This window comes from Paenibacillus sp. FSL H8-0260 (assembly GCF_045040625.1).
GTDB classification, from domain to species: Bacteria; Bacillota; Bacilli; order Paenibacillales; family Paenibacillaceae; genus Paenibacillus_AQ; species Paenibacillus_AQ odorifer.
On the sequence record NZ_CP150298.1, the window covers coordinates 660,555 to 687,417 of the forward strand.

19 protein-coding genes are annotated in these 26,863 nt (G+C 44.8%); 18 read left to right on the forward strand and 1 reads right to left on the reverse strand.

Translation table 11 applies throughout. The features are described 5' to 3' along the window. Positions 1 to 19: 19 nt before the first annotated feature. The 7 genes from MHI51_RS02935 (at position 20) to MHI51_RS02965 (ending at position 6,310) form a co-directional block, all read left to right on the forward strand. Positions 20 to 655 (forward strand): nitroreductase family protein, encoded by a 636-nt coding sequence (locus MHI51_RS02935; protein ID WP_076223389.1) that lies wholly within the window; start codon positions 20 to 22, stop codon positions 653 to 655. A 59-nt stretch (positions 656 to 714) separates the two neighbouring features. After that, positions 715 to 1,008, forward strand: coding sequence for a putative quinol monooxygenase (locus tag MHI51_RS02940; protein ID WP_036676736.1), 294 nt, complete (start codon positions 715 to 717; stop codon positions 1,006 to 1,008). A 175-nt stretch (positions 1,009 to 1,183) separates the two neighbouring features. Further along, on the forward strand, positions 1,184 to 2,752 hold the full coding sequence (locus MHI51_RS02945) for a phospholipase D-like domain-containing protein (RefSeq protein WP_405173563.1): 1,569 nt from the start codon (positions 1,184 to 1,186) through the stop codon (positions 2,750 to 2,752). 62 nt (positions 2,753 to 2,814) lie between these two features. Beyond that, positions 2,815 to 3,192 (forward strand): hypothetical protein, encoded by a 378-nt coding sequence (locus tag MHI51_RS02950; protein WP_341001052.1) that lies wholly within the window; start codon positions 2,815 to 2,817, stop codon positions 3,190 to 3,192. A 74-nt stretch (positions 3,193 to 3,266) separates the two neighbouring features. Beyond that, a complete protein-coding gene (locus tag MHI51_RS02955) occupies positions 3,267 to 3,593 on the forward strand; it encodes a metalloregulator ArsR/SmtB family transcription factor (protein ID WP_036676741.1) in 327 nt (108 codons plus the stop codon). Positions 3,594 to 3,700: 107 nt separating this feature from the next. Next, entirely contained in the window at positions 3,701 to 5,464 is a 1,764-nt protein-coding gene (locus tag MHI51_RS02960; RefSeq protein WP_405173564.1) for a SulP family inorganic anion transporter, read from the forward strand. A 150-nt stretch (positions 5,465 to 5,614) separates the two neighbouring features. Next, on the forward strand, positions 5,615 to 6,310 hold the full coding sequence (locus MHI51_RS02965) for a DUF1361 domain-containing protein (protein ID WP_405173565.1): 696 nt from the start codon (positions 5,615 to 5,617) through the stop codon (positions 6,308 to 6,310). Here MHI51_RS02965 and MHI51_RS02970 read toward each other — a convergent pair. Continuing rightward, on the reverse strand, positions 6,307 to 6,624 hold the full coding sequence (locus MHI51_RS02970) for an MGMT family protein (RefSeq protein WP_405173566.1): 318 nt from the start codon (positions 6,622 to 6,624) through the stop codon (positions 6,307 to 6,309). The genes MHI51_RS02965 and MHI51_RS02970 overlap by 4 nt on opposite strands. Positions 6,625 to 6,838: 214 nt before the next feature. On the opposite strand from MHI51_RS02970, the gene MHI51_RS02975 reads away from it, so the two are divergent. From MHI51_RS02975 to MHI51_RS03025, 11 genes are all read left to right on the forward strand, one after another. Beyond that, a complete protein-coding gene (locus tag MHI51_RS02975) occupies positions 6,839 to 7,891 on the forward strand; it encodes a LacI family DNA-binding transcriptional regulator (protein WP_076193723.1) in 1,053 nt (350 codons plus the stop codon). A gap of 67 nt (positions 7,892 to 7,958) precedes the next feature. After that, positions 7,959 to 10,373 carry a hypothetical protein gene (locus MHI51_RS02980; RefSeq protein WP_076276049.1) on the forward strand — a complete coding sequence of 805 codons (2,415 nt, stop codon included), beginning with the start codon at positions 7,959 to 7,961 and terminating at the stop codon, positions 10,371 to 10,373. A gap of 93 nt (positions 10,374 to 10,466) precedes the next feature. Next, entirely contained in the window at positions 10,467 to 11,867 is a 1,401-nt protein-coding gene (locus MHI51_RS02985; protein ID WP_076124434.1) for an extracellular solute-binding protein, read from the forward strand. Between the two features lie 34 nt (positions 11,868 to 11,901). Further along, the gene (locus MHI51_RS02990; protein WP_081387395.1) at positions 11,902 to 12,879 is read left to right on the forward strand and encodes a carbohydrate ABC transporter permease; all 978 of its coding nucleotides are present in this window, start codon (positions 11,902 to 11,904) and stop codon (positions 12,877 to 12,879) included. Next, a complete protein-coding gene (locus MHI51_RS02995) occupies positions 12,879 to 13,757 on the forward strand; it encodes a carbohydrate ABC transporter permease (protein ID WP_081383335.1) in 879 nt (292 codons plus the stop codon). The genes MHI51_RS02990 and MHI51_RS02995 overlap by 1 nt, the downstream gene beginning before the upstream one ends. A 19-nt stretch (positions 13,758 to 13,776) precedes the next feature. Beyond that, positions 13,777 to 20,157 (forward strand): S-layer homology domain-containing protein, encoded by a 6,381-nt coding sequence (locus MHI51_RS03000; protein ID WP_405173567.1) that lies wholly within the window; start codon positions 13,777 to 13,779, stop codon positions 20,155 to 20,157. A 1,232-nt stretch (positions 20,158 to 21,389) separates the two neighbouring features. Then, the gene (locus tag MHI51_RS03005; protein WP_405173568.1) at positions 21,390 to 22,940 is read left to right on the forward strand and encodes a spore germination protein; all 1,551 of its coding nucleotides are present in this window, start codon (positions 21,390 to 21,392) and stop codon (positions 22,938 to 22,940) included. After that, the gene (locus MHI51_RS03010; protein ID WP_076278130.1) at positions 22,937 to 24,094 is read left to right on the forward strand and encodes a Ger(x)C family spore germination protein; all 1,158 of its coding nucleotides are present in this window, start codon (positions 22,937 to 22,939) and stop codon (positions 24,092 to 24,094) included. The genes MHI51_RS03005 and MHI51_RS03010 overlap by 4 nt, the downstream gene beginning before the upstream one ends. Before the next feature lie 240 nt (positions 24,095 to 24,334). Then, positions 24,335 to 25,441, forward strand: a complete 1,107-nt coding sequence (locus MHI51_RS03015; protein WP_076278131.1) for an endospore germination permease — start codon at positions 24,335 to 24,337, stop codon at positions 25,439 to 25,441. A gap of 246 nt (positions 25,442 to 25,687) precedes the next feature. Next, a complete protein-coding gene (locus MHI51_RS03020; protein WP_342410386.1) occupies positions 25,688 to 26,206 on the forward strand; it encodes a DJ-1/PfpI family protein in 519 nt (172 codons plus the stop codon). 23 nt (positions 26,207 to 26,229) lie between these two features. After that, complete coding sequence (locus MHI51_RS03025) at positions 26,230 to 26,856, forward strand: hypothetical protein (protein WP_342410387.1); 627 nt, start codon at positions 26,230 to 26,232, stop codon at positions 26,854 to 26,856. Positions 26,857 to 26,863 lie beyond the last annotated feature (7 nt).

Here is a 26,863-nt window from a genome sequence, read left to right on the forward strand (position 1 = left end):
TAAAAGGAGAATTAAACATATGAACGCTACACAAACAAATGATTTTCAAGAAATTATTACAGGACGCCGCTCTATCCGCAAATATGATCCATCCGTTAAAATCAGCAAAGAAGAAATGACACAGATCCTTGCCGAAGCTACACTTGCTCCATCTTCAGTGAACATGCAGCCTTGGCGTTTTCTGGTCATTGAAAGTGACGAAGCTAAAGCTACTTTAGCGCCTCTCGCTCGTTTTAATAACGTACAAGTAGAGACTTCTGCGGCTATGATTGCCATCTTTGGTGATCTGAACAACTTCGATTACGCTGAAGAAATTTACGGTACGGCTGTTGAACGTGGACTTATGCCTGCTGAAGTAAAAGAAAATCAATTAACCAGATTATCCGCTCATTTCGCTAACCTGCCACGGGAAATTAACAGAGACACCGTGCTTATCGATGGCGCACTTGTTGCTATGCAGCTGATGCTGGTTGCTCGTGCACATGGTTACGATACAAACCCAATTGGTGGATTTGAAAAAGACCAAATCGCTGAAGCGTTTGGTATGGAAAAAGATCGTTATGTTCCTGTAATGCTGCTCTCCATTGGTAAAGCTGTTGATGCAGGTTACCCCTCTGTTCGTCTGCCTATCGATAAAGTTGCTGAGTGGAAATAATTATTAAAGTTAGTAAGCCAACACGCTACCATAAACACTAATCTTAGGAGGAATATACAATGATCATTATTCATGCTGTACTTAAAGTTAATCCAGAGCGTCGCGAACAGTTTTTGACGGAGTCTAAAGCATTACTGGCTGCTACTCATGCTGAAGAGGGTAACCTTTCTTATGAGCTATATGAGAATGCTGGAGAAGCCAACTCATTTATTATGATTGAGCAATGGCGTGATGCTGAAGCAGTATCCAGCCACAATACGAGCGCTCATTTCACTGCTTTCTCAGCTAAAGCTGGCGAATTCTTGGCTGCTCCTCTAGATGTTAAAGTATTTAGCGCAGAACAGGTAAAATAAGCTGTCTCCATTCTTAGCGAATTCTATTTAAACCTAAACAGGGATGATCCATAGCCATAAAGGCTGTGGGGCATCCCTATTTTGCATTTCACCCCGTTTATGAAAAGGAGATCTAGGGTATCTATCCTTACCTTGATTCAAAGGCATGCAATATAAACGATGGGGGACTTTACATATGAAGACACAGAGAAATATGATTGATTTCTTGAATTATTATCTATCCGGCGGATCGCTTGCCCGTATTATGGGTGTAGCAGGAGAAGAGGTGGAGCGTAAGCTTGAGGGGATAGACCTAGAGGCTGCCAGAGCCTATCGTCAGACGCTTGGCGGAGTCATTACGACAAGTCAGCAGCTATTCCAGCTTCCTGGATTTAGTCCAAGCTTACTGGAACAACTTACTGAAGTATTGGGCAGACTAGACTCAGGCAAGCTAAAGGTTCTGGCTCCGCAGACTACGTGGAATAATCAAGTAACACCTTACGTGAATGGTCCGGAGTGTCTAGGAATGATATTAGAGGAGATCAGAAAAGCGCAGCATTATATCCACCTGTCTGTCATGCTTTTTTTTAATGATCGCTCGGGCAATCTGGTTGCAGATGAACTGTTTTATGCTCTTAAGCGTGGCGTTAAGGTAAGGGTTATGGTCAATTACACATTGACGGCATTGGGGCACGGAAATAATCTGGAGTACGGCCAGTTCTCCAAGATTGCTGATCAGCTCGAGAATGCAGGCGCCAAGCTGTTGAATACCTTCAATTCGTATTATTCAGCTATGGAATGGCGGGTGAAACGAAAGGCGCTGGAGCAAGAGGGAGTGCCGGAAAGTATCCTGTTTCTGCAGGATAAAGTGCAAGAGGATGTTGAGGTCACAGGACTGAATGTCATCGATCATCGGAAGTTTATGGTCATAGATGGGGTAACCTCGATTATAGGCAGTGTAAATATTGGTGACCAATATACGTATGAGACCCCAGTGCAGGCATCCTCTGCAATGAGTATAGATGGACATCCACAGGGGATTCCTAGTAAAGAGGCTGAGTGGCATGATGGCTGCTTCCGGATTCGCGGCGCAGCAGCGCAGCCTTTGAATGCGATGTTCTATTCTCGCTGGCTGCTTCTAGGCGGAGATCATTTTGATGTGAATGATGTCTTTTATTATCCGGATGTGGATTATCATTTTGGTGAGGAAGAATGTACGCTGTTAGCAAGCTTTCCAGGTAACCCGGTTAACCTGATTCAACAATATTATCTGGATCTAATTACTTACGCGGCTGAAGAGACTATCATCGTGAATCCTTATTTGATTGATCAGGATTTTTGGGATCGGCTCGGGCTGCTTGGTCCGGAATGCTCGTGTAATTTGAACATTTGTAACCCGCTGGAGGTTAATGATCATCCTACAAATCGCGCGGCGGTAAGAGGCAATATGTATATGCCGTTTATTAACGGTGTTTCCTTCTATGACTACAGTGCCACCGGTCGATTTTCCCATTGGAAAATTACCTATGATCATAGATCACAAGCCGTTTTTCATGGTTCATATAATATCAACGAAAGAAGTGCCTGCCACGATTTTGAGCTGGGAATGCTGGTAAAAGGGGAGGCCTTTGCAGAGCAGATAAAGTCTATGATCGATTATGACCTGAGTGTCTCGCGGAAGATTACCAGTAAAAGTGAGTTCTTTAAGCATCCTTGGTTACACCCTAGTACTTATTTGAATAAGGCAACCCAGAATTATACTTGATAAATTGGGCTAATTCTCATGATATAATGATCGTTATAAATCATTAGGGTGGAGTATGGGCTATGCAAATCAAAATTACAAAAAGTGGTTTGAAAAAGGACGAGGTATTTTTTCTCACAGAATTTGGGGAGGGCCGGGGAGTCTGGTGTGGTGCTCCTGTGAATCCAGGGGCAGAAATGGATGTGGAATTGGAGCTTTCGGAGCTGCTTATGAGGTGGGTGGATATCCATCCTGTGCCTGCAGGTGAGTTCAACATCAGGCTCGAACAGGATAGGGTTATTTTTACGGGCGTATTGGAGAATATTGAAGAAGATGGCACAGGATTTTTACGAATAGGTGAAGGGTTAGTGATGTTCGAGTGTCTCGGTGAACCTATGGCACTGGGTGTGTTCGTAGAATTGCAGGTCCGTGATGTGCGAATCTATCCCTTCAGTATTTGACGCTTCTTAGGGACTAAGATAACATACAAAGATAACATTAGATTCAGAAAGTTAAGCATGAGGAGTAGAAAGCTATGAACACCGAAATTCAGCAATTTAAGACCGAATTCTTCAAGGCGCTGGCTCATCCGATGCGTATTCGTATTCTGGAGCTGCTTAGCGAAGGTGAGAAGAATGTGAATGAACTGCAGGCTATTCTCGGCTCGGAAGGTTCTGCTGTATCCCAGCAGCTAGCTGTTTTACGCGCCAAAAATGTAGTAACCAGTGTGAAAGAAGGCACCACAGTCATTTATGCCTTACGTGATCCTCTGATCAAGGACCTTCTGGTCGTGGCCAAACAAATATTTGATAACCATCTCGTGAATACCATTTCATTACTGGAAGGCATGCGCGGCGAGTGAAAATGGAATAGATTAACGTTATTTTGGCGTTGACAACAGTCGCGTCCTAGAGTAATGTTCTTCTTATATTCAAATAATCAGATATTTAAAGAAAAGAAGGTTTGAACATGACAGGGCGGGGTCGTTATAAAGGCTACAACATGAACGCTTTTCGCAAGGATTTGATATCAGGGACAATCGTCGGGGTTATTGCCATTCCTTTAGGGATGGCATTTGCTATTGCTTCTGGTGTAAAGCCGGAATATGGCATTTATACGACAATCGTTGCGGGCATATGTATTTCATTGTTCGGGGGATCGAAATTTCAGATTGGTGGACCGACAGGTGCATTTATTCCTATCTTGTTCGCTATTGGGATGCAGTATGGTTATGAGAACCTGCTGTTAGCGGGGATGATGGCGGGGGTTATTTTAGTCCTCATGGGATTGTTAAGGCTGGGTGTACTGATTAAATTTATTCCGAAGCCGGTCACGATTGGTTTCACAGCAGGCATAGCGGTTATTATCTTCACCGGACAGATTGCTAACTTCCTTGGGTTAAGGGATATTGAACGGCACGAGAGCTTTGTAGATAACATGAAAGAAATTGGACTTCATCTATCGACGATCAATGGATATAGTATCCTGACCGCCGCGATTTGTCTGGCTGTTGTTATCCTAGCGATTCGCTTCGCTCCGAAGGTGCCGGGTCCATTGGTCGGTCTTCTTTGTGCAACTGTCATAGCAGCGTTATTTTTTAGCGGTAAGGTGACTACGATTGGTTTGGCCTATGGGAATATCCCTAATACATTGCCAAGCTTCCGTTTTCCGACCATTACCTGGGAGCGGATTACACTGCTGATTCGTCCGGCCTTTATCATCGCGATGTTGGGTGCTATTGAATCCTTATTGTCAGCTGTCGTAGCTGATGGGATGACGGGCAGCCGCCATAACAGCAACCGTGAACTGATTGGTCAGGGAATCGCCAATATTGCAGCTCCATTGTTTGGAGGAATTCCAGCCACGGGTGCCATTGCCAGAACCGCCACAAATATCAAAAGCGGCGCAGTTTCTCCGATCTCAGGGATCGTTCATGGGGTAGTGGTATTCCTAATTCTTCTGTTGTTTGCACCCTATGCTTCTAGTATTCCGTTGGCAGCGATGGCTCCTATCTTGATGGTAGTGGCTTGGAATATGAGTGAGCGTAAACAATTTCTTCATTTGCTTAAAATCAAAACAGGTGATTCTTTGGTATTATTCATCACTTTCTTGTTGACGATATTTGCAGATTTAACGCTGGCCGTAGAGGTGGGATTGATTCTTGCGGTGATTTTGTTTGTGAAACGGATGGGAGAGGTTCATCTGGTATCCAAAGTATTGCCTGATCCTAATTCCGTCAAGGTAGGAGCACATATGGTAACGGAGAGTCATGATTGTCCGCAGATTGGGATTTATACCGTGGAAGGACCGCTGTTTTTTGGCGCTGCGTATAGATTTGATGACACCATGCCGGGTTATGGCTCAGATCAGCCGAAAATTATATTAATGCGGATGGGAAAAGTGCCATTCATGGATACTACGGGTGAATCCAATCTGGCGGAGCTGGTGCGGCATCTCCATGCTGTTGGAGGGAAACTGATGATCTCCGGTGTTCAGCCGCAGCCGCTTGAGCTACTTAAGAGAACCGGGCTATATGACAAAATAGGAGAGGCACAGTTTTATCACCATACCGGTGAAGCGATCAATGAAGCTCTTAGCAGTATTAATCACAATAAATGTATCGGATGCAGTCATGCGGCGTTTAGGGAGTGTACGGCATTATCCTGTCAGGAGGATGCAGGTGGACTACGAGGTCTGACAGGACGCAAGAAGCCAGCATTGCCTCTGAACTAATCAGCGGTACTTGAGCTTAATAAATAAAGTCGGCCTGGGCGCTATTCTTGCGTCTGGGCTTTTGTATTAAAATTGGACTTCGGAATTCTGAATTTGTACAATTGGGTATAAGTTTAATGTAATCAATATCGATAAGGAGAATATAAGCTCATGAAGGAATTGAATTATCCGAAGGTGTTTATGCTCTTGGCGGGATTGTCTGTCGCTACATTGGCGGTATATCGTGTAGTGTCACTTCAGACGGATTCGTTTTACGGTTTTTTAATTTGGAATTTGTTCTTAGCTTGGATTCCGTTTTTATTTTCCATGGCTGCTTATGAGCTAGACAAAAGGAAGATAGGCGGTTTATTACTTCTTCTTTTGGGTGTCGCGTGGCTGCTGTTCTTTCCCAACGCGCCTTATCTCATGACTGACCTGGTGCATTTAACGGTAAGAAAAAGTAGATATATCGTGGAGGGGGCCATTCAGAATCGCTACTGGTATGACTTGGTCACTCTTTTATTGTTCACCTGGAGTGGATGGTTGACCGGTTTTTTCTCATTGTATCAGTTCCAGACGGTCATTTATCGCAAAAGCAACCTGCTGTGGTCATGGGTATTCGTGCTTGCGGCATGTATGCTCGGGGGATATGGTGTACTGCTTGGCCGAGTCTACAGACTCAATAGCTGGGACGTCCTGACGGACAGGCATCAGTTGTATCAACTTGTTCTGGATAGCCTGAATCTCCAGTCCGTATTTTTCAGCTTGTTCATTGCCTTTGTCCTGCTGGTCATTTACGCGACGATGTATTGTCTACTCAATGCTCTTGGCACCGGAGAAAGACGAAGAGTTACCAGAGGGTACTAATCGGCACACTCCGGCTCAAACTGGAATTGCTTCAGATCTACCACACCTTTTTCACTAAAACTAACTCCCTCTCCCTGTAGATAGAGCCTCTGGAGGGAGTTAGACTCATCCTCAGTTAGTGCGATCATTCCCTTAGCATTAATGACCCGATGCCAGGGCAGCTTATATTTTTTGCTCATGGAGTGAAGGATGCGAACGACCTGCCTCGCTCCTCTTGGGCTGCCTGCCGCGCGGGCAACTCCTCCGTAAGTCATCACTTTACCTTCTGGTATAGACTGTATGATATGAATGACTCTCTCAGTAAATGGTGTCATAGCAAGCTCAAGCTCCTATATCTTATTTTTATCCAATGAACAACAGATAAATCAATTCTAAACGAAACGGGGGACGAACAGGAGGATTTTTTGAGAATAGCAAAAAAGGGGTTGCAAAGCAATAAATACGCGTGGTATATTTTAACTGTAAAAATAATCTAAACGTTTAACAACGTGATTGAAAGAGTTCCATAATAAGATAGGAGAAGGTGTAATGAGGAAAACCAGCATTAAAGACATAGCCGCAAAGGCTAATGTTTCGATTGCTACAGTCTCCTATGTGCTTAATGGTACCCGCAATGTACGTTCCGATACAAGGGAACGAGTTGTTGCAGCCATTGAGGAGTTGAATTATAAGCCGAATGCTATTGCGAAGAGTCTCAAACTCAACCGTACGAATACAATAGGTGTTATTGCAGAAGATGTGACGGTATTTAACACCCCCGATATTATCGATGGAATTAATGATTTTGGAGATCGTAATGATTTGCATATTTTACTGGTGAATCTTCGTTTGGACAAGCGTATCGGCCGTAACTTCTCGAATACGGAAGACTATCGAAAGTATGCCGCTAATGCGGTTGCCGAACTGCTCAGTAATCAAGTGGATGGGATTATTTATATCGGTGTTCATCCCCGTGATTTAACGGGTTTAATCGATACGGAAGGTAAGCCTATTGTGTATACCTACTCTTACACACAGGACGATATCTCTATCCAGTATAATGATGAGCAAGCTGCTTACCAAGCCATGTCCTACTTGGTTAACCAAGGACATAGCAGAATTGCTGTAATCAGTGGTTTGATGGATTCAATCCCTTCCAGATTAAGACTGAACGGTTATTACAAGGCCGTTACTGAATATCAATTACCATTCGATCCACTGTTAATTAAGATGGGAGACTGGGAGAGGGAATCAGGGTATCGTCTTACCTCCGAGTTGCTCGCTTTGCCGGAGCCTCCAACCGCGATTCTTTCCATGAATGATGTAATGGTTGTAGGTATTTTGCAGGCGGCAGAGGAAAAAGGGTTTAAAATACCGGATGATCTGTCGGTTGTCGGTTTTGATAATCGTGAATTCAGTGATTACTTACGCCCGCGTATAACAACAATGGGACTTCCGCTACATGAGATGGGCTATCAAGCTATTGAGGTGTTGTTCAATTTAATCAAGGGGACGAAGATGGATTCACTGACCATGCCGGAGTGCCGGTTGATCGAACGTGATTCCGTGGCTACGTTAAAAAATGCTGTGAGACAAAAATAAGTTTCACAGCTCCTTTTTCCTCATAAATCTAAACGTTTAACTTAAAATATTGAAGAGGTGCTAGGCAATGACGATTCTAGGCAACGAAAATTTCAGGATGGAGTTAAGCGACCGCGGAGCGCTTCAGTCTCTGATATTACAGGGCGACCCTAGTGAAATGAACTGGGTAGTTGATCCGTCTTATTTGGAAGAGGCAGGTTATGCGGATACAGATAAGCTATTCGGAGAATGGACAATAGAGCTAGACGGGAATATCATAAAAAGCACTGATCTGTTGCCCAATATCACGCTAGAAGGAAAACACCGTGTAATTGTGGATTTTGAAGGCGCGCCGATTGCAATCAGACTTACATATTCTTTGGAAGATGAGCGACTAAGATGGACTATTGAAGCTACGAACCGCTCAACACAGTCTGTAAGAATTAATGGACTTCATGTGTGGTTTTCGCTCGCTTATGTCATGTACCGAGATGAAAATGTGCAGCGCAATATGAGTCAGTCCTGTGCAGTATTCCCCCATCTTGGTGGAGATTTCGCTAAAATTGCTGCCATTCGACGGAACAACGAAGCACCACATCTGGGTGTTTATGGTGTTCAGGGCAGAACAGTAACCGTAGGTACTTATTGTAGTTATAAGAATCGTTTTCTTGAGCAGGTTTCCCCTTCTTTGGATGGTCTGCTGTATCATCGGCTATCGTTGGTGGAGGACGGATCATCTATGACCGAATCTGCAGCTGCCGACTGGATATATGGTGGCGCTTACAGTCCGCTGGATCTTGACGCTGGAGAGACCTCCAGCTGGGAATACATATTCCATCCCTGTCAGAATCGAGATGATTTCTATAGGCAGGGTATGGCCTATGGACATCCACGCTGGAGCTATACGCCTGTATTAACCCGGGGAGGAAGGTTCGAAGCTGTTGTTGATCTGCCGCAGGGCCAGGCTCTACGTGAGCTGCGTTTGTATAGCACTTCACCGGTAACGGAGCTGATCCGCCAGGAGAATATTACGAACGAAGCTGTACGGTTGGAGTCAGGCAGCAGCTACACTATATCTTTACAGCGTTTGGAGCCGGGAGAACATAAGCTGGAGCTGGGGCTAGAAGATGGACGGACCGATATCCTGGTCTGGAATGTACTGGAGTCGATTGACCTGATTCTGGAAAAGAGAGCCGAGTGGTTGGTAAATAACAACTTTGGAGGGACAGGTGAGGCCGAGAGGCCATATGCCTTCCGTCCGCTATCGAATCAGGGAGAATCGCTGGGTAAGGTTGCTTTTCTTCTGATGAAGAATAGCATGGCCAAGGCTGTCCCCGAACAAGTAGCTAAGGCCGAGATTGCCGCAGTATTGGATGTGAAGGAGCATTGGTTTGAAGGCGGAGATTTCAATCATCCGCGTCCCTTGTATGGAGAATTCTACCGCATTTATGATCTGGATTATATTGGGCATGTCTTTTATCTATTGTCACGAATGGATGGTTCATTACTTAAAATTCATTCTCCTAGAGAATATCTACAATGGGCTGCCGAAATCATGTGCCTTCGCCTAGACCCTGATCGGCATAGTGGGCAGCGTGAGCAGGATGAGAGCCGTCTAAATGGTATATTTGTGCTCTATATTCTTGATTTATTAGAGGCACTGAAGCAGAGCGGTCTTTCGGAAGAGTATAAACGTCTACTTACCTTATGGGAGCAATTTGGCAGAAATCTGGAGACAGGGATACAGCAGTATGAGGGAGCTATAACGGAGCATTTTTACGATAATGCAGGATTTGGTCCTACCTGTGAAACATTGTGTCACCTTGGAAATAAAGAGGAGGCTCAGCGTTATGGGCAACTAATTCTGGCAAATATCGGATTCAGCAATGATTACAGAGTGCAGAATCCGGATCGCTGGTGGGAAGCTTTGTCGTATATGATTCATTCCCTTTGGGGTGGATTGGTAGCAGGAGCATCCCGGGTTGCCTATGAATTCCTTGGAGACCCTGAATATTTGGAAGCCGCTTACCGTTCTACGATGGCAGTATTCAATTGTTACGATTGGAATGTACGCTCTACTCCACGCCGTTTGTTGCCTGGAGAGGCAGCCTCTACATATAGTGTGGCAGCTCCTAACCTGAACATGCCAGAATTGTCGCGAAACCGTTTTGGGCAATCCGTATTTGTGGGGGCAAGTGATTCCTTGTTTGCTTCGCTGTTCTCGGGTGTGACAGGAGATGATTGGGATATGGGGGAGGAGCTAGTGGCCTATCTAATGGGCTTCGGGACAACCACATATTTGTACAGGGATCCACGCGGAAAGATGCGCTGTATTAACGGTTATATTGAAGAAGACTCGGAGGGCTGGATCGTAACAAGTTACGCTGCATATCCGTCAAGATATGTGCTGCTTGAGGATAAGCTCGAATATCGCACAACTGAGGGGATACTAGAGTCTCGCGTAAGACTGGCAGGCGGAGGAATATTCAGCCCTTGTCTGTAATCGCTAAGAATGACAAACCATGATGATTTTAGGCTAAAGCTTTAAATGCTTGGCTTGAAATAAATAGATATGAAAAAAAGGGAGGCAACAAACATGAAGTTTGGAAAACGTACTCTAGTTCTATCTTTAGCATCAATGATGGTTTTTTCCGCACTGGCAGGCTGTTCGGGCGATTCCAACAACGCGGCTCCAAAGGCATCTGAAGGGTCTGGAGCAGCCAACAAAGAAACTACGCCTGATAAAGATGTAACCTTGGAATTATTGTATTGGGGTGATGATGTACAGAAAAAGCTGGTAGAAGCGGCAGCAGAAAAATATACAGCCGACACCGGAGTGAAAATCAATGCACAAGTACTTCCAGCAGATGGCTCCTTTGATACATTTATTCAGACCCGGCTCGAATCCGGTGAACTTCCAGATATCAGTTATATGGGTGAAGGCGATATCCAAAAGTACAATGAAATGGGAATTATCGAAGATATCAGCGATTTATTAGCGGACGGAAGCATTCCTGAAAAACTATCAGCGATTACAATCCATTCACCTGAGCAAAAAGTGATTGGAGTCGGCCTATCCAACCAGTTGGAGCTGCTTTACTATAGCAAGTCCAAATTTGATGCAGCAGGTCTTGAATATCCACCCTCCAAAGTTGAAAATGCGTGGGATTGGGATACATTCGTGACAAACGCGAAAAAGCTAACGACAGATACTAAAGGAAAAACAGCGGCAGATGAAGGCTTTGATGCTGCTCTGACCGAGAACTACGGGCTTGGTATGACAGCGGGACGGGAGTTCCACCACTTCTGGGCAGCTTATGCCAACGGTGGCGGGATTGTTTCCCCGGATGGAAAGGAGTTTCAATGGGATTCTCCCAAAACGGTTGATGCCATCCAGAAGCTAGCTGATCTCGTTAACAAAGACAAGGTTGCATCCGCTTTCAATTACACTTGGAATTCTGGAATTGGTTCTGCGGTAGACGCTTTGAGTGGTGGTTATGCCATGGCAATCAGCGGCTCTTGGGATCTAGCTAATATCAAAGGTAATGAAGATATCGGCGTTGGCGTTCTGCCTAAGATGGAAAAGGCAGTAACGATGAACTGTGGTGCTCCGCTTGTTGTGTACAATACATCGAAGCACATTGAGGAAGCTAAGAAATTCTATGCTTACATGGTCAACCCTGAGAACAGTCTGGAGCTGCTGAAGAGTGGTGCGTGGTTGCCGAACCAGGCAGATTGGTATACCGATCCTACCTTGGTTGAAAAGTGGACCTCCGATCTTCCTGAAAGCGCAAAAGAAACTATCCTTAGTTATTCCACAACGAAAGACTCTATCGCACAATGGCCTGCATATTACGTTCCTGCCTACCTCAAGATGAATACTGAATATGAGAAATCTATTGATCAGGCGTTGGCAGGTAAGAAAAGTGTTAAAGAAGTCTATGACGCGATCATGCCAGCGATCAAGCAGTTGTTCGAGAGCGGCAAGGTTTCCTAATTAGAGCTTATATTTGAAAAGAGGGCTATTGCTTATGAACCCAGAGAGCAAAACCGAAACGGCTGCGGTCTATGTTAAAAAGCATGCCAGAGGTGTCACCAAAGAGGCGGTGGCTGGATATTTGTTTGCAGCACCGGCCATTATTGGATTTTTGGTATTGACGCTTTATCCGATGTTGGCCAGTTTGTTTTACAGCTTTCATAAAATAACGATTATGAGCGGAAGCCAAGTTATGGAGTGGATTGGACTGGATAATTTCCGGTACATATTCACCAATACCAGCTCCGAATTCAAGAAATCCATAACGGTAACCTTGATTTATGCCTTCATTAACGTGGCGCTTGTAATCACCTTTTGTCTGATTGTTGCACTCTTATTGAACCGTAAATTTATCGGCAGAAACTTGATGCGGGCTATATTCTTTCTGCCGTCTGTAGTTCCGATGCTGGCGACAACGATTGTGTGGCAGATGCTTCTACAGAACCAAGCCAAGGGTGGATTGCTTAACTGGATTTTATTGCAGATAGGAGTAGCCCCTGTTGATTTCCTGACAGATCCCATCCGTATTTTTGAGACATTGTTTATCATGAGCTTGTGGACCTGTGGTGGGACGATTGTTGTGTTCATCGCTACGCTGCAGGATGTTCCGGGAGAATTGCTGGAAGCTATCGAGATGGACGGGGGAAATGCTTGGCACAAGTTCCTCAAAGTAACCTATCCGACGATCAAGCCTGTCCTCTTTTTCCAATTGATTATGTGCATGATGACCTCTATCCAGATTTATACGCAAAGTGTGGTGTTGTCCAGAAATGGTGCACCCGATCGGATGACTTATTTTATCAACGTTATGATCTATGACCATTCATTTGTTCAGGTAGGGATGCGCGGTTTGGCGTCTGCTGAGGCATGGGTCGTCTTCCTAATCACTATGGCTATTACTGGTGTGCTGTTCTACTTCCAGGGCGCATTTAAAAGGGACGATTCGATGGGCAAAAGAAAGAAGGCGAGATAATGGCGGCTACCGCAATTATGAATTATACAAGTATCCAGAAAAAAAAGAAAAGAGCTAAAGCCATCAATACCGGGCTGATTCTGCTCTCCTGTCTGCTCGCAGTGGTGTTTGCTTTTCCGCTTTATTGGCTGCTGCGAGGTGCCTTCGTGAGCCATACAGAAATACTGGCGCGGCCGCCTGTGTTTTTCCCCGAGTCACTAAATGTCGATAATTTTCGGCTTGGGTTGGAACGTATTCAGTTCCTGCGGCAGCTCTGGAATTCAGTTTCGATTGTAGTTCCTTATGTGATCGGGACGGTGCTGACGACAAGCTTTGCGGGGTATGCCTTTGCTAAGCTGAACTTTCCGCTGCGCGGGATGTGGTTCGTGCTGGTCATCAGTACGATGATGCTGCCTAGTGCCGTAACCCTGCTGCCACAATATTCTCTTTACACTTCTTTGGGACTGGCTGGCAAACCTGCTCTTATTATTCCGGCCTTTTTCTGTGCAGGCGGCAACGCGTATTTTGTCTTTTTGCTCCGGCAATTTTTCATGACGATTCCACTAGAACTCAGTGAAGCTGCCAAGATTGACGGTGCGGGTTACTTCCGTATCTACTCCCGCATCATGCTGCCGCTTATACGTCCCGCAATGATTGTTGTGGCGTTGTTCAGCTTTATCAACTGTTGGAATGAATTTTTCTACACCATGATTTATTTGAAGACTGAAGCAGATTATACGCTGCCTATGGGCTTGTATATTGTGAACGGGATGCGCATTCCGAACTATGAACAGGTCATGGCACTGGCGCTCGTCGTTACAGCTCCTTGTCTAGTATTTTTCTTGATCGGCAACAAATATTTTGTTGAGGGCATTACATTAACAGGAATCAAGGGATAAAAAGGAGGAATTCATCCAAATGACAAGTCATAAATGGCCCAGAAGAGCTTCTGTAGCGGCATTATGCGCGGCTGTGGTATTAAATGCAGGGATTGTTCCCGTATCGGCTAACTACACGACTGATTTCTATCATGAAGGTGTAGGCACCAATTACGGGCAGGCGAAGTGGAAGGATAATTCTATTGTTAAGGAAGGCGTTAATTTCAGCGATGTCACCGTCGGAGAAATGATGCAAGCGATTGAAGCTTTTGATTTTGAGGCTTTTGCAAAAGATAATTCCGATTTGCCTTGGCTTGACGCCTTGCTAGTTAACGAAGGTGTCATTCCGGATGATGTCAACGACGAAGTTAGCGCCAATACTCTGTTCAGCCGGGGAAGCGCTTTGTACATGAAGACTCAGGATAATACCAAGCTGGGTTTTGTGGGAACGGTGCATTACGCGGATACTTTGAACAAGGACACGATGTATAACATCACCCTTTCTACAGGAGACTTGGCGGAACAGAAAAATGTGCGGAAGAACTACCCGAGTCATGAGAATCAGACCTACACAAGCGGAGGCCTGGAGATTAACCAGCGGAAATTTATTTCCAGCTATAACAGTGCTGTAACGCTGCTTCAATTGAAGAATCCTACAGCCAGCGATATAACGTTGACGATGAAGGTTAAATCACCTTTCGTCTCAGCGGCTGAGGGTGATGAGCTGGTGGGTTACAGAGTGGCTGCTCCGCTAATGATAGGCAAAGCCGGGCAAAAGGTAGTTGAAGCAATGTCCTACGTGGATGTTCACCTGAGCGGAAACGGCATGAGTCCTTCCGGAAATGAACTGGTTAAAGAGATTACAGTGCCCGCCGGTGGCTCCGTTGACCAAAAGGTAGTCATGGGTTGGCTCGCGGATGAAATACCAGGCTCAAAGCTGCATTATGAGAGCTTTAAGGCTGCTGACAGCAATGATACAGCCTTCTCCGCACAGGTGCGGGAGTACAACGAGTGGTGGGCAGAGAATATTCCATATATCGATGTTCCCGATGAGAATGTGAAGAAGGTACTTTATTATCGTTGGTGGTGTAACCGCTTTAATTTGCTGGATGCCAACATTCCGGGCAATGACTGGCAGTTCCCGATGAACATGGAGGGCGTTCTCGGCTACAACAACGGGATTACGGTCAGTGTACCTTGGGCGATGCAGGATCTGAAATGGCTGCGTGATCCTTCCTACTTGTATGGAACCTGGCTGGCTCAAGGGGAATATTCCGAGAATAAGAACTATAAAAATAATCCCGGACGTCCTAACATCTGGACTTGGGATATGATGCAGAACACGTCGCAAGTAGGCTGGGATGCTTACAAGATTTACGGTGGTGGTCAGGAAATATTGAAGAAGTTCGCTGATTTTTCCGCCACTGATGTTACCGGCACACTTGAACATTTTAAAGGCACTAATCCAAATCTTGTTTATTATAACCATGGTCCGATTACAGGTAATGACGGAGATACCGTATCCATGCACTGGAATGGCAGTGGTAACTATGCCCGGCTGGATGGCTCTTCTACTACCTACGCCAATGCAGTGGCAACAGCGAAGATGTACGAGCAGCTTGGAGATACTGCGGGTGCAGCTAAAATGAACACTGTGGCGCAGAATATTAAGAATTCAATTCTGAATGAGATGTGGTACGACAAGGCTGACTTTGATGGTGACGGTGTGGCAGATACGAATGGTACAGGCAGCTTTTTGCACAAAAAAGTTGTAGGCGGTACCGATGTATTCAACCCTTGGCGGGATAATAACATGTTTGTCTTTAATTTTGGTGTAGTACCAACTGAAGGTGAAGAAGGATATGAGGCGAAATATTTATCCCAGTTGTCTGATTACGCAGATCCGAATTATTATCCGATCTTTCCTTTCTTTACAGCGGATCAGAACAGCATTATGAAGCGGGTGGAAGATTTCAAGAATGGCAAGACGGATGCCTTCGGTACAGACCAGTTCGCATGGTGTAACTTCGGCAACTATATTAATACCGTTCGTGCCTCTCTGCGCTATTATCCTATAGATAACATCAATAGTGACGTTTACAAAACACTGTTTGATTGGGGCGCTTGGTTGCATACAGTGGAGCCGGGCAATACGGACCACCTGGACTCTAATGAATTTTTCTGGCTGGAGGATTACTTCTTCGGCACGCCATGGACAAAAGACAATCCTCCTAACCCTAGTGGAGATATGGTACGGGCATGGATTCACCACGATACGCTTGGCATGATGAATTACACTGTGGTTGAAGATATGGCGGGTATTCAGCCACGGACAGATGACAAGATCGAGCTATGGCCAATTAATGTTGATTATGACTATTTTGCTGTAGATAACGTGCGTTATCATGATGCTAACTTAACTATCGTATGGCAGGATCCTGCTAAATACAGTGACAATCCTCATTATCAAGGTATTCCAGCAGGTTATTCACTCTTCATTAATGATGAACTCGTAATGACAACTAACGAAATGTCCCATCTGATTTATGATACAGCTACTGGTAAGGTGGAAAAACCTTCAGGTGATGTAACTGGGGCTGTTGGCGACAACTCGAAGACACAGGTGTTATATGAAAAAAGCAGTGCTACGACACTTGCTGCGGCAGATCAAACATCCCTAGCTAGCAATGAGAAGACTGTCGATATGTTTAATAAAGCAGGCGTAGATATTGTTAATGACGGTACGAATCTGGCTGTTGCTTCAGGCACTACTGTTGAATCGACTTATATCAAGAGCGGTTCGAACATCCGCAACCTGGCGGACAATTCGACAATCGCATCGATTAATCATACCTCAAACACAGCTTTATTCGGAGGTTCGCCGAATTCCGTCGATACGGTTACGTTCAAATTTGATGGAGTCCAGGCTGTGGACAATGTAAAAGTCTATTTCTATAATGACCGGCTTCTGAACGGTTATGGTACACCACAGACATTCGGTGTCGAATATCAGGATGCTGATGGAAGCTGGAAACCAGTGGAGGGGCAATTCCGCTATCCGGAGTATATTGCTTCCAACTATAACAATGTAGAGTTCCAAAAGGTCAACACTGCAGCGATTCGCATTCATGTGACGCATTCGCTGGAACTTGCGACCGCCATCAAGGAGATTCAGATCTACAACAATAATCTGGAGGTTAAGGCGGCTGCCAATCAGGCACCAAAGGTTTATCTAGAAACACCATTGAAGGTTGAGCAAAATGTGCCTCTGACGATTATGCCGCAAATCGTTGATGATGGATTGCCAAGTGGCAAGCTGACTTATACCTGGGAGAAGATTTCAGGTGAAGGAGAAGTAGAGGAGACAGGGCTTGATAAGGCCATGCTGCAAGCAACCTTTAAGGCGACTGGTGAATACGAATACCGCCTGACTGTCAGCGACGGGGAACTTGAAACTGTCGTGAAGGTTCCAGTCACCGTATTTGTAGCTACTGCAGAACTGACAGAGATGATCGCGAAGTTTGCGGATCGGGATTCCGGCAGACTTGTCCGGAACAAGGATGATTTTACTGCGGCAACATGGCAAGAGCTGCAAGCTGCACTGACTGCTGCCAAGGCATTGCTGGCTCAGGGAGAATATACACTGGAAGAGATCAAAGTGGCAACGGATCAAATGCGGATGGCGGTGGATAACCTTAGATACAGAAATGCTGCCCTTTTGGCTACCCCTAGTGCCTCTTACACTTCGGCATGGGAGTCTGTGTATGGCATTAATGATGGTTATATCCCTTATACTTCAGCAAGTATTTACAATAGCGAAGCAGAAACTCAGTATGGGAACTGGGGCGGCCCCGGTGAAAGCCACTGGCTACAACTGACCTGGAAAGAGCCCGTGACTTTGTCAGGCAGCTCCGTGTACTTCTATGATGATGAAGGCGGTGTACAGGTACCGGGAGATTACAGCTTCGAATATTGGGATAAGGATGCCGGAAAATACGTACCGGTAACGGGCTTGAGCGAGAAAGGCAAAGCAAGAAATGCATTTAACGAGGTAACCTTTGACGAGGTGAAGACGGATAAACTCCGTTTGATTCTTAATAAGCAGTCCACTAGTATTTGGACAGGCGTTAAGGAATGGCGGGCAATTTCGTCTAAGCCAGAAGGAGAAGTTCCTGCTCCCGGCGACCATGGTGCGATTGTAAGCATTGAACAGATTGCGGTGAGTACGACAGTTAACGTCGTGCCTAATCTTCCAGCTAAGGTTACGGTAACTTACGCCGATAAAACGACAGGCTTGGCAAGTGTGGTATGGGAGGAAATTCCCCTTAACAAACTCACCATTGCTACAGACTTCACTATATTTGGTAAAGTGGCGGGCACCGATATTGCTGCCAGCTGCCGCATCAGTGTGAGGTACGATAAATCTAAACTTAAAGCAGCCATTGATACAGCGGAAGATCCTTCGATAAATGAAGAGAATTATACCGGAACGCCTGAGCAATGGGAGGCACTACGCATTGCACTAGAGGCTGCTAAAGCCACTTATGCAAATGACGGTGCTACCGATGGTGATATTAATGTGGCATATTCCAATTTGAAAAATGCCTTTGAAGCCTTACAGCCTGTCGAAGCTCATGATGCAACGATCAGCGGAATCACAATTCCGGGCGGATCTATTGATCAGGTAGCCAAAGAAATTATTTTACCGGATACGACTACACTTGATGAGCTGAAGGAAGGACTTACTGTTCCGGTAGGGGTTACCTTCGCTGTGTATGAACCCGATAGCATTACTATTGCGGGAGAAATTCAAACGGGTTACAAGGTCATTGTGACGGCACTGGATAAAACAACGACCAGAACGTATACCTTAACATTAGTTTCTGTAAATCCACCTCTCATAACGGCAGCCTTGGAGGAGAAGCTTAGAGCAATAGAGGCTCTGGATAAGAGCCTTTATGTAGAGGAGAGCTGGAATACTCTTGAGAAAGAGGTAGCACGTGCAGTGATGTTGCTGGAGAGTGGAACTGCTACTCAGGCAGACATTGATGAGGCATTAAGTCAGCTTACTGCGGCGGTTGCGGGCCTGAAGTTGCTTTCAGAAGCTACGCCAACATCAACACCAACATCAACACCTGCACCGACAACGACACCAACGCCAACGGCAACGCCGAAACCAACAGAGGCACCGGGTACTTATGTGCCGGTAGCCACGGCAAAACCTTCGCCTAGCGCGTCTGCGACAGCTGCCCCTGCTGTAAGCAATGGTAAAATCATTGTCCAGATGGTTATCGGAGCAGATGGAAAAGCATTGGCTGAACTGGCTGCCACAGATGTTGAAAAGGCAGCAAAGGATGCAAAGGATGGTATTCTGTCCATTGTCGTGAATCCTACCGGAAACGCGAAACAAATTGTAGTTGAGCTGCCACTGCAGTCACTGGCAGCAGCGGGGAATGTTAAATCCCTCAAGATTGATACAGGAACAGCAAGCATAATGCTGCCGGAAAATTTCCTGAAGACTTACAAAGATGCTAAGAACGGCAAACTTAAGCTTATTGTGGGCACTGGAGATATATCCGGATTGCCACTTTCGGTAAGCAGTCAGTTGAATGCAGGTACAATTAAAGACATCAGTCTTAGCGTAGATGGTGTGATTATTCCAGGCGATGTACTGAAGACATCGGGGATCAAGCTGGCACTTCCTTATACGCTGAAGTCTGGTGAGAAAGCACATAAAGTAGTGGTTTATTACTTGAACAGTAATCAGCAACTAGAGATCGTTAAGAACGGAAGATTTAATACAGGAACACAGATGCTTGAGTTAAATTTGCAACAGCTTGGCAGTTATGTAGTGGTTCACTCGAATGTTTCATTCAAAGATACCGCTACAGCTAATTGGGCGGTAAACAGCATTGAAGCACTCGCAGCACGAGGCGCAATCCAAGGGATGGATGCTGAACACTTTAATCCAAGTGGAAATGTGACCCGTGCAGAATTCATCAAAATATTGATGAACGCTTTTGATTTACTAGATGAGACGGCTGTAAGCACATTTACAGACGTTAAGGATGGGGCATGGTATGCCAGTCTGATTGCGAGCGCTCAAAAGCTCGGTATTGTTAAAGGCAAAGCGGATGGCAACTTTGGTGCAAGCGAGGAGATTACTCGTCAGGAAATGGCGGTCATGATTTATCGTTTGGCTCAGACGATTAATATCCCATTGACCGACGGAACAAAGGCTTCTGGTGAAGCATTCTCTGATGTGAACCAGTTGTCTGCGGATGCAGCCAAAGCTGTAGAAGCGATGCGTATTAGTGGAATTATTAACGGTATGACATCCAACCAATTTGGACCAAACGGCAAGGCTACAAGAGCGCAAGCAGCGGCCGTGATCTTCCGCCTGTTTGAGCAGCTTCAATAATCATGCAGCAATACAAGATATAAAAAAGACGCAGGTGTCCCGTAGTCATGATCATGACTGCTGGGCACCTGTGTTTTTTTGCTGCCAACCCCAAACGCCTAATCTCATGCTCGTATCCACCACGCTCTTAAAACAAACTTCGCTTCATGGTATGTAATTTGCACGCAAGAGATCGCTAACGGACCCAATAGCCCCTAAACGTTGCATTTATCGACTTTTGGCATGCTATCGGACCCCATAGTCGCTATTGGCATGAAAATCGCCCGATTAGAGCCAATTTTGATGAAATAGCTGCACTGGAGTCCGGAAATGTGCCCCAAAGGCGGTAATTGAGCCAATAACGCCTCCTGAGTCCTTAAGCACTTGAAGATGTACTGGGTGTTATCGTGCTAGGTCGGTAAGTTCCAAGGGATGACTGGGATGCGGCGGTAACGGACCCAGTAGTCCCTAAACGTTGCATTTATCGATTTTTGGTGTGCTGTCGGACCCCATAGTCGCTATTGGTATAAAAAAAGCCCGATTAGAGCCACTTTTGATGAGATAGCTGCACTGGAGTCCGAAAATGTGCCCAAAAGGCGATAATTGAGCAAATAACGCCTCCTGAGTCCGTAAGCGTCTGAGGATGTATGCGGTGTTATCGTGGCCGAGTCCGTAAGCGTCTGAGGATGCGTTGGGGGTTATCGTGTCTGAGTCCGTAAGCGCCTGAGGATGTACTCGGTGTTATCGTACCTAGATCCGTAAGTACTTGAGAGTGTATTCGTGTTATCGTGCTAGGTGCGTAAGCCCCAAGGGATGAGTGTGATTCGGCGGTAACGGACCCAGTAGTCCCTAAACGTTGCATTTATCGACTTTTGGCGTGCTGTCGGACCCCATAGTCGCTATTGGTATAAAAAAAGCCCGATTAGAGCCACTTTTGATGAGATAGCTGCACTGGAGTCCGAAAATGTGCCCAAAAGGCGATAATTGAGCAAATAACGCCTCCTGAGTCCGTAAGCGTCTGAGGATGTATGCGGTGTTGCGTGCCTGAGCCGAAAGTGTCTGAGGATGTATGCAGTGAGTCGCTATTGGCATGACCCCAAGGGCTGATTTAGTGACTTACCTGCGGAACCCAGCCTATGGAGCAGTCTCATTTTCTTTCTTGTTGATCCCTTTTCAGTATAATTTTGGCGGATAGGATTTGGAGAGACGGGGGATAATTTCTAGGAAACCTAATTCTGACAGGAGTGACTACTGTGGAGGAACGGCCAGCAGGTGGGAACAGCAATACGTCTCAAAAAAACACAAAATCTGAGCAGACTCTGAGTACGTCACTGGATAAAATGATGACTTTGTTTAGAGACATATTCAAGAACGATGGAACGCTTAGAATCAGAGTGTTTAGCAACATGTTTAGTGATAGTCTTCGCTTTGGATTAGTCTATGTTGACGGAATGGTTGACAAACATATGATCCAAGAGGGGATTATCAAGCCCGTCATGGCATTTGATTTTACCGAAAAGGATTGTGGCAATAAAGCCGAGCTGATGGAGAACATCCGGACGCAGGTCATTAGTATTAGCGATGTGGTTGCCTCTGAGAATTTTGATGAAATGATCTATGCGATTATAGCTGGCAAGACCTTACTGTTGATGGACGGTTATGCCGGTGTTCTGAACATTGGTGCACAGGGTTGGGAGACAAAAGCTCTTGCGGAACCGGTGACCGAAAAAAGTGTCAAAGGTCCAAGGGAGGGATTTACGGAATCACTGTTAGTAAATCTCACTCTTATTCGGCGCAGGGTACAAGATTCCGAGTTGAAATTTGTTTTTAGTTCACTGGGAACACGGTCTAAAACACCGATATGTATCTGTTACATGGAGGGGTTAGCATCACCGGCTATTCTCAAAGAATTACAGAATCGAATGGAACAGATTGACATAGATCTTATTCTAGATACGGCATCTCTGGCGGAATTAATTAGAGACGAGCCCTATTCGCCCTTTGAAATGACAGGAAGTACAGAGCGCCCGGATGCTGTAGTCAGTAACATGATGGAGGGCAGAGTTGCCGTGCTCATTGAAGGCAGCCCGTTTGCAATGACTGTCCCCTATGTATTTGTAGAGAATTTTCAAGCCAGCTCGGATTATTACATTAACTTTTATTTTGGTTCCTTCAATCGAATGTTGAGAGTTTTTGGAGCTTTTTTGTCGATCAGTATACCTGCTCTTTACGTAGCTTTAGTTACCTATAGCCAGGAAATGATCCCAACCATGTTGTTGCTCAGTATTTCTACAGCAAGAGTAGCAGTCCCTTTTCCTACAATAGTAGAAGCGTTATTCATGTTAACTATATTTGAAATATTAAGAGAGGCGGGTGAGCGGATACCTACCTATATAGGACAGGCTATCAGTATCGTAGGCGCTCTCGTGTTAGGACAAGCAGCAGTAGAGGCTAGAATAGTTAGTGCTCCAATGATTATTGTAGTCGGTTTAACAGGAATCATGACGCTACTTAACCCTAGGTTGACCGGTCCTTTAATTATCGTAAGAACATTGCTGCTGGGTGCGAGTTTTTTTCTAGGGATATACGGTTATTTTCTTGGAATGCTTGGTTTAGTAGTTCATTTGATGAGTCTGCGTAGTTTTGGGGTTCCATACATGCTTGGAGTAGGCTCAATCCGTCCTCAGGACATTAAAGATACAGCGATCAGGGCGCCGTGGTGGCATATGTATCTGCGTCCGGCGTTAATTGGGGCACGAAATATGAGGAGAAAAGGTTCCAATAAAATAAGGAGAAGACCATGAGCAAGCTGAAAAGGATACTTCTGATTGTTACATCCATGATGCTTCTGATCTGCAATACAGGCTGCTGGAACTACTTTGAAATTGACGATATGTCGATTGTTGCCGGGGTCGCGATTGATAAGGGGAAAAAAGACGGTCAGTTATTGGTGACAACAGAGATTGTAGATACGAAGGAAGGAATGAAATCAAGTCAGGCTGGCTTCAAAATGATCACGCTCGCGGGCGAGACCATGTTTGATATTGTGAGGGGAATGATCTCGATCACTGGAAAAAAGTTATTTTGGAGCCATTCTAAGGCGATTATCCTTAGTGAGGAGATTGCAAGGGAGGGAGTCACCAAAGTAATAGATTGGTACAACAGGGATACGGAAACCCGATCGGATGTGTATATTTTTGTCGCTAAAGAGAAGTCGGCTCAAGAAATCATAAGTCTCAGCAGTTCGACTGAGAGTATTATGTCCTATGCACTTGCACAGCAGATGAGGACTGAGAAAAATGTAAGTACAGCGCCGGTTGTGGAAATTTGGGACTTCATAGATAAGCTCGAGGCTTCTGGTGAATATGCCATCGCTCCATTAATTTATGTTCATGAACAAAATAAGACGAAGAATGCACGAGTTAGCGGAACAGCTATTTTCAGGATGGATAAAATGATCGGTATGATCAGTGGCGAAGAAACGAAATACATGTTGTTTGCCAACAATCAAATCCAGGGAGGTGTGTTAATCGTAAAGGATGAAAGTGGAGAACCTGCCTTTTCCCTCGAAATTTTATCCAATCGTACAAAAATAAAACCTGTATGGATAAACGGTAAGCTCCAAATAAAGCTTAATACACTGACACACGCAGGACTGGACGAGGTCAAATCTTCGGGGGAATTCAATAATCTGGACAGCAAGAAGACTATAGAAAGGTGGGCTGAAAAAGAACTGGAGGAGCAGATTCTCTCCGTTATTCATAAGGTTCAGAAGGATTACCAAGCAGATATTTTTGGATTTGGAGAGCTTCTTCATGAGAAAATGCCACGGACCTGGGAGAAAATCGAGAAAAACTGGGGGAAGGAATTTTCCAACGTAGAGATAGTAGTGAATTCCAAGGTGATTATCGAGAGCAGTGCACAAACGTCAAGGTCTATCAAGATTCATCAAAAATAGGTGATAAAATTGGTTGTTGTGGTCATATTTATCTATGCGGTAATTGTTTTGAGTGATCTTTATGGTCTATGGAAACAGGGGATGAAGCGGGATTTTTATGTTTCTTCCGCACTATGTCTGGTATCATTCTGTATTGCTTTTGCATTGGCAATGAGATGGTCACTCCCTAGTCCTTCACCATACCTAGAACACTGGATTAAGATGCTATTTTAGGGGACAAGCCTAAAGGGAGAATAGAGTATGAACAAAGAGATCGTATCAACAGGGCATGCTATTAGTATTGCTGTCTTGTTTATTATGGGGACTTCAATATTTATGGGTGTGCCGGGAGAATCCGGTAACAGTAACTGGATCGCCGTATTATTAGCCATGGTACTGGTGGTCCCACTGCTGCTGATATATGCCAGACTACACATCTTATTACCAGGCAAGGATCTATTTGATATGTTGATTACCGTGTTTGGAGGCGTCTTGGGTCGAATCATTTCTTGTCTCTATATTTGGTATACCTTTCATCTAGGGACACTAATTCTTAGGGTTTTTGGAGAATTCAGTAGATCCGTTACTTTAACCGAAACACCAATGATAGCACCTATGGCATGTCTTGGACTGTTGTGTATATGGATAGTTAAGGCTGGGATTGAAGTGCTGGGGAGAAGTTCTAAGCTTCTATTACTGTTCGCAATATTTGTTAATCTAGTCATTGTCACCTTAGCTTTTTCCAAAATGGAATATCATCACCTACTTCCGCTGTTGGATAAAGGCTGGAAGCCATTATTTAACGATACGCTGGGCACATTTTCTTTTCCATTTGCAGAGGTTGTAGTCTTTCTGGGGGTATTCGGTAATTTATCGAAGAAGAGCTCAGCGAATAAGGTATTATTTGGTGGCGTAGCGATTGCTGGGGCAATTATTATTATGGCTACACTACGGAACCTATTGATGCTGGGTCCTGAGGTCTTGTCTAGTTTATATTTTCCGGCTTATGTGTCTGCAGGGCGTATTAATGTAGGAGATTTTTTGACCCGAATTGAAGCGTCATCGGCAGTGGCTTTTGTAATCACAACATTTATAAAAGGAAGTTTATGCCTTTACGTATCTTGCATTGGAGTAGCTAAAGTATTCAAGCTCAAGAGTTACCGCTCCGTTGTGCTTCAGATGGGACTACTCATGATCTATTTTGCGGATTTTGTGTACAAGGATATTATGGAAATGTACTATTTCTCTTACCATATTTATAAAATATACGCCTTTCCTTTCCAGGTGATTATTCCGTTGATATTATGGATTTGCGCTGAAATTGTTGTGAGCCGAGGTAAAAATAAACAGATAGCGCCGCAGTCGTAGCAATAGCTCTAAATAGGAGGATACAGGTGTCTCGTGAGCCATAAAAAGTGGCTGTTGGGATGCTTGTGTCCTTTTTGTTATGAGTAATTAGGTGAAATCCCACATTCGGAATCTTAGCGGAGCGCATAGTTGTTATTGATTAGCGTCCTCTGAGTCCGTAAGTTTCAGGAGAGGGCGATGATGCTATAATGATAGATACATAGAATAGAGGTTACTTTTTTTGAGAACAGGGGAGCTGATCCATCATTGAATACATATATTCTTATATATGATAGCTTTGTGCAGTTTGAGGTTACATTGGCAGCTTATTTTATGAAAACAAAGGGTGAGGTTTATACCTTAGGTTTGGAAGATAAGGCGTTAATCTCCTGCGAGGGTTTTTCTGTGAATCCATCCGTATTGGTTGAAAATGTGGACGTTAGCACCATAGATTTATTGATTATCCCTGGTGGGGAAACAGATAATTTAATAGGGCAGGAGGCTCTATTAGATTTAATCAGAATCCTGAATCGAGCAGGCAAAGTCATCGCGGGCATTTGCGGTGGGGTATCCATTCTTAAGGCTGCCGGAGTACTGGATGGTAAGGTTTATGTGGACAATGAATCCGGCGTATCTAACGTCGTTGTCGATGGAACAATCATCACCGCTAAGCCGAATGGATATGTAGATTTTGCGCTTGAAATTGGGCGAGTAATGAGTATCTATAAAGATGAGGCAGATTTGCAAGAAACGATAGATTTCTTTAAATATTTTAAATCCGTTTAAGGAGCAGAAGAGGGGAAACATGTATGAACGTTAGCAATATCATTATGTCCTCTTATTGGGGTAGAGAGGTTAAACATAAATATATCACCCAAGGTTCCAAAGCGCTGGCTGTTATTTTTCCGGGTAAAAATTATTCAGCTGATCGCTCTCTGCTGGATTATGCGGCTAAAGCTGCCCGGGAGCATAATTGTGATGTTCTGCTTTTAGAATATGGTTACCAGAGTGCTAGGGTGGATTTCAAGCGTGAAGAAATGAGTATTATCATTGAGGAATGTAAAGCCGTGATTGCTTCTCTGCCGGATTATAAGAGGTTTCTTTTTATAAGTAAAAGCATGGGAGCTGTTATTGCAGGTAGAATAGCTGAAGAGCTAGAAATACAGAAGAAGACGTCTCATCTATATATCACCCCGTTGCCTGAGGCGGTGCCGCTGATTCAGCGGAGTCGGGGGACTGTAATTTATGGTGGCAGTGACCCCTTATTTGGTGAAGAGCATTCGGGTGAAATTAGTGGGCTGAATCATTTGAAGGTGTATAGAATCGATGATGCCAATCATTCGCTGGAGGTAGGCAGTGTCAACGAGTCACTAGCAATACTGCTGGTCATCATTAATTTCTATCATGAATTTTTCCGGGATGCTTTAAATCCATAACTTTAGG

What these genes read in the sequence shown, in the direction of transcription:
- MHI51_RS02935 (WP_076223389.1), top strand. Translation starts at nt 20, where the DNA reads ATGAACGCTACACAAACAAATGATTTTCAAGAAATTATTACAGGACGC.
- MHI51_RS02940 (WP_036676736.1), top strand. Translation starts at nt 715, where the DNA reads ATGATCATTATTCATGCTGTACTTAAAGTTAATCCAGAGCGTCGCGAA.
- MHI51_RS02945 (WP_405173563.1), top strand. Translation starts at nt 1,184, where the DNA reads ATGAAGACACAGAGAAATATGATTGATTTCTTGAATTATTATCTATCC.
- MHI51_RS02950 (WP_341001052.1), top strand. Translation starts at nt 2,815, where the DNA reads ATGCAAATCAAAATTACAAAAAGTGGTTTGAAAAAGGACGAGGTATTT.
- MHI51_RS02955 (WP_036676741.1), top strand. Translation starts at nt 3,267, where the DNA reads ATGAACACCGAAATTCAGCAATTTAAGACCGAATTCTTCAAGGCGCTG.
- MHI51_RS02960 (WP_405173564.1), top strand. Translation starts at nt 3,701, where the DNA reads ATGACAGGGCGGGGTCGTTATAAAGGCTACAACATGAACGCTTTTCGC.
- MHI51_RS02965 (WP_405173565.1), top strand. Translation starts at nt 5,615, where the DNA reads ATGAAGGAATTGAATTATCCGAAGGTGTTTATGCTCTTGGCGGGATTG.
- MHI51_RS02970 (WP_405173566.1), bottom strand. Translation starts at nt 6,624, where the DNA reads ATGACACCATTTACTGAGAGAGTCATTCATATCATACAGTCTATACCA.
- MHI51_RS02975 (WP_076193723.1), top strand. Translation starts at nt 6,839, where the DNA reads ATGAGGAAAACCAGCATTAAAGACATAGCCGCAAAGGCTAATGTTTCG.
- MHI51_RS02980 (WP_076276049.1), top strand. Translation starts at nt 7,959, where the DNA reads ATGACGATTCTAGGCAACGAAAATTTCAGGATGGAGTTAAGCGACCGC.
- MHI51_RS02985 (WP_076124434.1), top strand. Translation starts at nt 10,467, where the DNA reads ATGAAGTTTGGAAAACGTACTCTAGTTCTATCTTTAGCATCAATGATG.
- MHI51_RS02990 (WP_081387395.1), top strand. Translation starts at nt 11,902, where the DNA reads ATGAACCCAGAGAGCAAAACCGAAACGGCTGCGGTCTATGTTAAAAAG.
- MHI51_RS02995 (WP_081383335.1), top strand. Translation starts at nt 12,879, where the DNA reads ATGGCGGCTACCGCAATTATGAATTATACAAGTATCCAGAAAAAAAAG.
- MHI51_RS03000 (WP_405173567.1), top strand. Translation starts at nt 13,777, where the DNA reads ATGACAAGTCATAAATGGCCCAGAAGAGCTTCTGTAGCGGCATTATGC.
- MHI51_RS03010 (WP_076278130.1), top strand. Translation starts at nt 22,937, where the DNA reads ATGAGCAAGCTGAAAAGGATACTTCTGATTGTTACATCCATGATGCTT.
- MHI51_RS03015 (WP_076278131.1), top strand. Translation starts at nt 24,335, where the DNA reads ATGAACAAAGAGATCGTATCAACAGGGCATGCTATTAGTATTGCTGTC.
- MHI51_RS03025 (WP_342410387.1), top strand. Translation starts at nt 26,230, where the DNA reads ATGAACGTTAGCAATATCATTATGTCCTCTTATTGGGGTAGAGAGGTT.